Genomic DNA, 6,271 nt, shown 5'->3' on the forward strand with positions numbered 1-6,271 from the left:
GCCCCGGACCCCACGGGGGCCGCGGGCGCCGCGGGCCGGCGCGGACCGGGCACGCGGCGGTGGGAGCCGGTGGAGGTGAGGGGGTCGGGCGCGGGCGGCGGGGGCGCCACCGCGACCCGGGGGAAGCCGACGGCGGGGGTGCCGAAGGCCGGGGTTTCGGTGTCGCGCACGGGCGTGTCGGTGGCCCGCGCGGGCGTTTCCCTGGCACGCGCGGGCGTTTCGGTGCCGCGCGCGGGCGTTTCGGTGCCGCGCGCGGGCGTTTCCGGGGCACGCGCGGGCGTGTCGGTGCCGCGCGCGGGCGGGGTGTGCACGGTGGCCAGGGGGGTGCCGCGCCAGTCTCCGTAGACGCCGGCGGCTTCGGGGGCGGGGCGTGCTCCCCAGGCCCCGCCGGGCTCGTGCTGCTCGGGGTGCCCGCCGGGGCGGGCGCCGGGCGGGGCGGGGCGGGGCGGCGGTGCGTAGCCCCGGTGGCTGACGGTGGCCTCGGTGTTCCGGCTCGCTCCGGGCGCGTCCCGGAACACCGGTCCGGGTGTGAAGGGCTCGGGCGCCGGCTCCGGCTCCGGCTCCGGCTCCCGCGGCGCGGCCTCCGGCCGCGGGCGGGCGGGGGCGGAGTCCTTGCGACTATGTCGTCCCACGGTTCTCAGCCCTTGCTGTCTTCGGTATTCCGGTCGGTGTCGTGCAGCAGCTCCCGGAAGGCGGCGGCCACCACCTCGGGGTACTCCATCATCGCCACGTGGCCGGCCTCGGGCAGACTCAGCAGCCTCGATCCGCGGAAGGCCGCGGCGGCCCTGCGCGCCATCCGGTACGAGACCAACTGGTCCCGGCCGCCGTAGACCAGCAGCGTCGGCGCGAGCACGCGCCCGGCCTGGCGCCACAGTCCGTGCTGGCCACCGAGGGTGTAGGCGTCGACGATCCCGCGCGAGGAACGCGTCATCGCCTCCCAGAAGTACGGCAGCTCCATCCGGCGCCGCATCTCCTCGACGGCGCCCCGGAAGCCTTCCTCTGTCACCCGTGAGGGGTCTCCGTAACAGAGGCCCGTCACCCCCAGGGTGCGCTGTTCGGCGGTCAGGCCCCGGGTGAGCCGGACGAGGAGGGGTGCCGCGCCCGGTACGGCGAGCAGGGCGGTGGGCACCGCCGACCACTGCACGCGCAGCTCCGGCAGCGCGGGCGAGACCAGGGTCAGGGTGCGCACGAGGTCGGGCCGGACCGCGGCGATGCGGGTGGAGACGGCGCCGCCGAGGGAGTTGCCGAAGAGGTGGACGGGTCCGCGCCCGGCGGCGTCGAGGTGGCGGATGACCGCGCGGGCGAGCCCGGTGACGGAGTAGTCCCGGTCGGCGGGCGGCGGCGACCAGCCGAAGCCGGGCAGGTCCACGGCCTCGCCGTCGACGCTGTCGGCCAGCCGCTCCATGAGCTCCGACCAGTTCTGCGAGGAACCGCCGAGTCCGTGCACGAAGAGCGCGGGCGGCAGGCCTTCCCGCACCGGTGGCCGGAAACGTACGTTCATCTCCAGGCCCGGCAGCGCGACGGTGCGCAGCTGCTCTCCTTCGGCCACCCGCGCGGCTCCCACCTGGGAGGTCGGCTCGACGGTGGACCGCACACCCGGCAGCTCGGTCGAAGACATGGGCCAATGTTACGAGACGATCACGCTCGCCCCCGTGTCTTCGCTTGTGTTGGCGGTCACAGGATCGTCTGGCGGCGGACCGTCGATCCTCCTAGGCTCGTAGGGAGGAGGACGAGGGAAGGCGAGGGGAGCGCGATGACAGTGGATCCCGCGGAGCCGGAGACCTTCCGCAAGGAGCTCCGGGAAGCGCTCAGCACCGAGGCTCCGGAGGCGGACACCGCGGAGCAGTACACCGAGATCGAGCCGCAGGAGGACGATTCGCTCACCGACCTGGAGCCCCTGGAGGCGCCGGAGGCCGATGCCGCGGAGCAGGCACGGGTGGTCCCGCTGGACGAGGACGACTACCGCTGAGGCCGCTGACCAGCGTGTCAGGGGGTGTGTCCGGGTGGTCCGTACCGCGAGAAAACTCGGCTTGAACCCACCAGATTCGGTTACCGAAAAGTACGATGGCGGCGCGGCGCAGAGCGCACTGTGTTCTTGAAGAAAGTGGGAGGCGGCGTGACAGCCATCGAGCAGACCGAGGCAGCGCGTCCGCGGGGTACGCGACTGCCGCGCCGTGCCCGGCGCAACCAGCTGCTGGGCGCAGCCCAGGAGGTGTTCGTCGCGCAGGGCTACCACGCCGCTGCGATGGACGACATCGCCGAGCGCGCCGGCGTCAGCAAGCCGGTGCTGTACCAGCACTTCCCCGGCAAGCTCGACCTGTACCTGGCACTGCTGGACCAGCACTGCGAGGCACTGCTGGTGGCGGTGCGCACGGCACTGGGGTCCACCAGCGACAACAAGCTGCGCGTCGCCGCGACGATGGACGCCTACTTCGCGTACGTCGAGGACGAGGGTGGCGCGTTCCGGCTGGTGTTCGAGTCCGACCTGACGAACGAGCCCGCGGTGCGCGAGCGCGTCGACCGGGTCTCGCTCCAGTGCGCGGAGGCCATCTCGGACGTCATCGCCGAGGACACGGGCCTGTCGAAGGACGAGTCGATGCTGCTGGCCGTGGGCCTGGGCGGTGTTTCGCAGGTGGTGGCCCGGTACTGGCTGTCCAGCGCGAGCCCGGTCCCCCGTGACACCGCGGTGGGTCTGCTGACCTCGCTCGCCTGGCGCGGCATCGCCGGCTTCCCGCTGCACGGCACCGAGGGCTGAGCGGGCGGGTCCGGCGGGCGTCGGCGGCGGCCCCTGACCGGGCCGCTGTTCGCTGCGAGCGTGTCCGCCCCGAGCCGATCGCGTCCCCTCACCGGGCTAATGTGGACCGGGTACGGCGCGGCTGACCGCGCGAAACGGACCGTCGGAGGGACATAGCCGTGGAGGTCAAGATCGGCGTGCAGCACGCACCCCGGGAGATCGTGCTGGAGAGCGACCTGAGCGCCGAGGAGCTGGAGAGCATCGTCACCGCCGCGCTGTCCGGTACGGCGCCGCTGCTGAGCCTGACCGACGTCAAGGGCCGCAAGGTCCTCGTGCCGTCCGACCGCCTGTCGTACGTCGACCTGGGCGAGCCGAGCGTGCGCAAGGTCGGTTTCGGAGCTCTCTGAGGCACCGGGAACTGAGGTGAACGGCCCGGCGGTTGATACCGCCGGGCCGTTTCCGTTTCTTCCGCTTCGGGTAGGACCGCAGTGACCCGGTTTGCCCTGACGTATGGGAGTGACCTGATGCTGCTGTTGGAGGCGATCGGCTCCGGCCTGCTGGGCCTCGCCCTGGCGGGCGCCGCCGTGCGCGTACTCGCCAAGCGGCTTCCGTCCACCAGAACGGTGCTGGTCAGCGGGGTGGCGGGGGCCCTGTTCGGGGCGTACCTCACCCACACGGCGCTGGGGCCGTGGCACAACACCCTGCTCGCGACCTTCCTCGGCGGGCTGGGCGTGTCGGCCGTCGTGCTCTCGCTGCTCCTGCGGCCCGCGGCGGGCTCCGGAAGAAGGTCCCGCAGGCCTCCGTTTTCGCTCCCGTCGCGGGGTTGAGCGGCGCTGGAGCCTGACCTGGGCCCCGCACGCGCGCCGGCCCCGGCCGCGGGGGGTTCCGCGGCCGGGGCCGGCGCCGTGTACGGACGGGCGGGGCGGGGGTCAGGCCGCGAGGCCGAGGGCCGCCATCCGCTTGGTGTGGGCCTTGGTGATGCGGGTGAACATCTCGCCGACGGCCGCCAGGTCGAAGCCGGCCGCCATCCCGTCGACGCCGCCGACCAGCATGGTGGAGAGCGCGTCGCGCTCGGCGACCACGCGCTGGGCCTGCGAGAGGGCCTCGCCCATCAGGCGGCGGGCCCACAGCGCGAGCCGGCCGCCGCAGCGCGGGTCGGCCTCGATCGCGGCGCGGACCTTCTCGACGGCGAAGCCGCCGTGGCCGGTGTCGTCGAGGACGCCGACGACCAGGGCGCGGGTGTCGGTGTCGAGGTGGCTGGCGACCTCGCGGTAGAAGTCGCTGGCGATGGAGTCGCCGACGTAGGCCTTGACCAGACCCTCAAGCCAGTCGGAGGGCGCGGTCTGGCGGTGGAAGTCGTCCACGCCCTTGGCGAAGGGCTCCATCGCCGCGGTCGGCTCGGCGTCGATCGCCGAGAGCCGGTCGCGCAACCGCTCGAAGTGGTGGAATTCGGCGGAGGCCATCTTCGCGAGCTCGGCCTTGTCGCCCAGGGTGGGCGCGAGCTTCGCGTCCTCGGCGAGACGCTCGAAGGCCGCGAGTTCCCCGTACGCCAGCGCGCCGAGCAGGTCCACCACGGCGGCGCGGTACTGGGGCGAAGCCGAGGCGGTCGCCCAGTCCTGGGCGGCGATGCCCTGCGCGCCGTTGGACGCGCCGTCGTCGGCGGGAGATGCGTTTTCTACGGTCGACATGCTCCGCACAATAGCCCGCCGAAAGGCGGCACGAACCCCCTGCTCAGTCCACGTAAACGCGCCTACCCGGTGAATTCACCCGACACACCTGCGCGATTCCGGGGTACAGTGGTAATGCGCCTGCCGGAATACTCGGCGGGCCATCCCAATGAGGATGCCCGGTCGGTGGCCCGATCGGCTCCAACCCGACCGCCCTCTGTGCGGTGTGTACGTCCATGCGTACCACCTCCGCACGAGGGGCCCCCTCAGCGGCACGAGCGCTTGAGCGAAGGCTAGTGGTCCCGCGCAGCTTCGTACGACCCGCCCGAAACTGGGTGGGCGCAGTACTGCAAGCCCGGCACGGTACGACCCCCCTCGCCGCCTCGCGCCGCGTCTCACAGAAGAGGCAGCACCCTGACTACGTTCCGAGACCTCGGGATCTTTCCCGAGACGGCCGAGGCGCTTGAAGCCGTCGGCATCGTGTCCCCCTTCCCGATCCAGGAGATGACCCTCCCCGTCGCCCTTTCCGGCACGGACGTCATCGGCCAGGCCAAGACCGGCACCGGCAAGACGCTGGGCTTCGGCCTCCCCCTGCTGGAGCGGGTCGTCGTCCCCGCGGACGTCGAGGCCGGCCGGGCGACGCCCGAGCAGCTGACCGACGCTCCGCAGGCCCTCGTGGTGGTTCCCACCCGCGAGCTGTGCACCCAGGTCACCAACGACCTTCTGACCGCGGGCAAGGTCCGCAACGTACGCGTCCTCGCCATATACGGCGGCCGCGCGTACGAGCCCCAGGTCGAGGCGCTCAAGAAGGGCGTCGACGTGATCGTCGGCACCCCGGGCCGCCTCCTGGACCTGGCCGGGCAGAAGAAGCTCGACCTCTCCCGCGTCAAGGCCCTCGTCCTCGACGAGGCCGACGAGATGCTCGACCTGGGCTTCCTGCCCGACGTCGAGAAGATCATGGGCTACCTGCCCGCGAAGCGTCAGACGATGCTGTTCTCGGCCACCATGCCGGGCGCCGTCATCGGACTGGCCCGCCGGTACATGACCCAGCCGACGCACATCCGCGCCGTCTCCGAGGACGGCGAGGGCGCGACCGTCGCCAACACCACGCAGCACGTCTTCCGTGCGCACAACATGGACAAGCCGGAGCTCGTCTCCCGCATCCTGCAGGCCGAAGGCCGCGGGCTCGCCATGATCTTCTGCCGCACCAAGCGCACCGCGGCCGACATCGCCGAGCAGCTGGAGAAGCGCGGCTTCGCCTCCGGCGCCGTCCACGGCGACCTGGGCCAGGGCGCGCGCGAGCAGGCCCTGCGCGCGTTCCGCAACGGCAAGGTCGACGTGCTGGTGTGCACCGACGTCGCCGCGCGCGGCATCGACGTCGAGGGCGTGACCCACGTCATCAACTACCAGACGCCGGAAGACGAGAAGACCTTCCTGCACCGCGTGGGCCGTACCGGCCGCGCGGGCAAGAAGGGCATCGCCGTCACGCTGGTCGACTGGGACGACATCCCGCGCTGGCAGCTGATCAACAAGGCGCTGGAGCTCGAATTCCACGAGCCCGAGGAGACGTACTCCACGTCCCCGCACCTGTACGAGCAGCTGAACATCCCGGCCGGCACCAAGGGCATCCTGCCGCGCGCCGAGCGCGTGCGGGCCGGTCTGAAGGCCGAGGAGCTGGAAGACCTCGGCGAGACCGGCGGGCGCGGTGGCCGTGGCGGCCGCGGCGCCGCCGCTGCCGCGGTGGTCACCGAGGAGCGTCCCGCGCGTACCCGTACGCCGCGGCAGCGCCGCCGCACCCGTGGTGGTGCGGAGCTGGACGACACGGCCGTGGACGTCCCCGCGGTGGCTCCGGCCGCCGAGGCCCCCTCCG

The 6,271-nt window shown here is 72.7% G+C and carries 7 protein-coding genes and 1 pseudogene; 5 read left to right on the forward strand and 3 right to left on the reverse strand.

The features are described from left to right. Positions 1–632 (reverse strand): annotated as a pseudogene (locus tag AB4039_RS40970) (hypothetical protein); the annotation flags it as partial. Positions 633–637: 5 nt separating this feature from the next. Then, complete coding sequence (locus tag AB4039_RS40975; protein ID WP_266842111.1) at positions 638–1,618, reverse strand: alpha/beta fold hydrolase; 981 nt, start codon at positions 1,616–1,618, stop codon at positions 638–640. A gap of 135 nt (positions 1,619–1,753) precedes the next feature. On the opposite strand from AB4039_RS40975, the gene AB4039_RS40980 reads away from it, so the two are divergent. The 4 genes from AB4039_RS40980 (at position 1,754) to AB4039_RS40995 (ending at position 3,561) form a co-directional block, all read left to right on the forward strand. Beyond that, positions 1,754–1,969 carry a hypothetical protein gene (locus AB4039_RS40980; protein ID WP_266842109.1) on the forward strand — a complete coding sequence of 72 codons (216 nt, stop codon included), beginning with the start codon at positions 1,754–1,756 and terminating at the stop codon, positions 1,967–1,969. Between the two features lie 147 nt (positions 1,970–2,116). Next, a complete protein-coding gene (locus tag AB4039_RS40985; protein ID WP_266842108.1) occupies positions 2,117–2,755 on the forward strand; it encodes a TetR family transcriptional regulator in 639 nt (212 codons plus the stop codon). Positions 2,756–2,913: 158 nt separating this feature from the next. Further along, complete coding sequence (locus AB4039_RS40990) at positions 2,914–3,141, forward strand: DUF3107 domain-containing protein (protein ID WP_266842107.1); 228 nt, start codon at positions 2,914–2,916, stop codon at positions 3,139–3,141. 117 nt (positions 3,142–3,258) lie between these two features. After that, positions 3,259–3,561: a hypothetical protein gene (locus AB4039_RS40995; RefSeq protein ID WP_266842106.1), complete on the forward strand. Its 303-nt coding sequence runs from the start codon at positions 3,259–3,261 to the stop codon at positions 3,559–3,561. 102 nt (positions 3,562–3,663) lie between these two features. Here AB4039_RS40995 and AB4039_RS41000 read toward each other — a convergent pair whose 3' ends face one another. Then, on the reverse strand, positions 3,664–4,422 hold the full coding sequence (locus tag AB4039_RS41000; protein WP_442273184.1) for a ferritin-like fold-containing protein: 759 nt from the start codon (positions 4,420–4,422) through the stop codon (positions 3,664–3,666). 483 nt (positions 4,423–4,905) lie between these two features. Between AB4039_RS41000 and AB4039_RS41005 the strand changes: the two genes are divergently transcribed. Further along, positions 4,906–6,271 (forward strand): DEAD/DEAH box helicase (locus AB4039_RS41005; protein WP_442273185.1); only part of this gene is annotated, 1,366 nt, incomplete at its 3' end.

It is taken from the genome of Streptomyces sp. M-16 (genome assembly GCF_052114405.1).
Classification (GTDB): Bacteria; Actinomycetota; Actinomycetes; order Streptomycetales; family Streptomycetaceae; genus Streptomyces.

Excerpts from the sequence above, each read along its gene's own strand:
- AB4039_RS40975 (WP_266842111.1), bottom strand. The coding sequence starts at position 1,618 with ATGTCTTCGACCGAGCTGCCGGGTGTGCGGTCCACCGTCGAGCCGACC.
- AB4039_RS40980 (WP_266842109.1), top strand. The coding sequence starts at position 1,754 with ATGACAGTGGATCCCGCGGAGCCGGAGACCTTCCGCAAGGAGCTCCGG.
- AB4039_RS40995 (WP_266842106.1), top strand. The coding sequence starts at position 3,259 with ATGCTGCTGTTGGAGGCGATCGGCTCCGGCCTGCTGGGCCTCGCCCTG.
- AB4039_RS41000 (WP_442273184.1), bottom strand. The coding sequence starts at position 4,422 with ATGTCGACCGTAGAAAACGCATCTCCCGCCGACGACGGCGCGTCCAAC.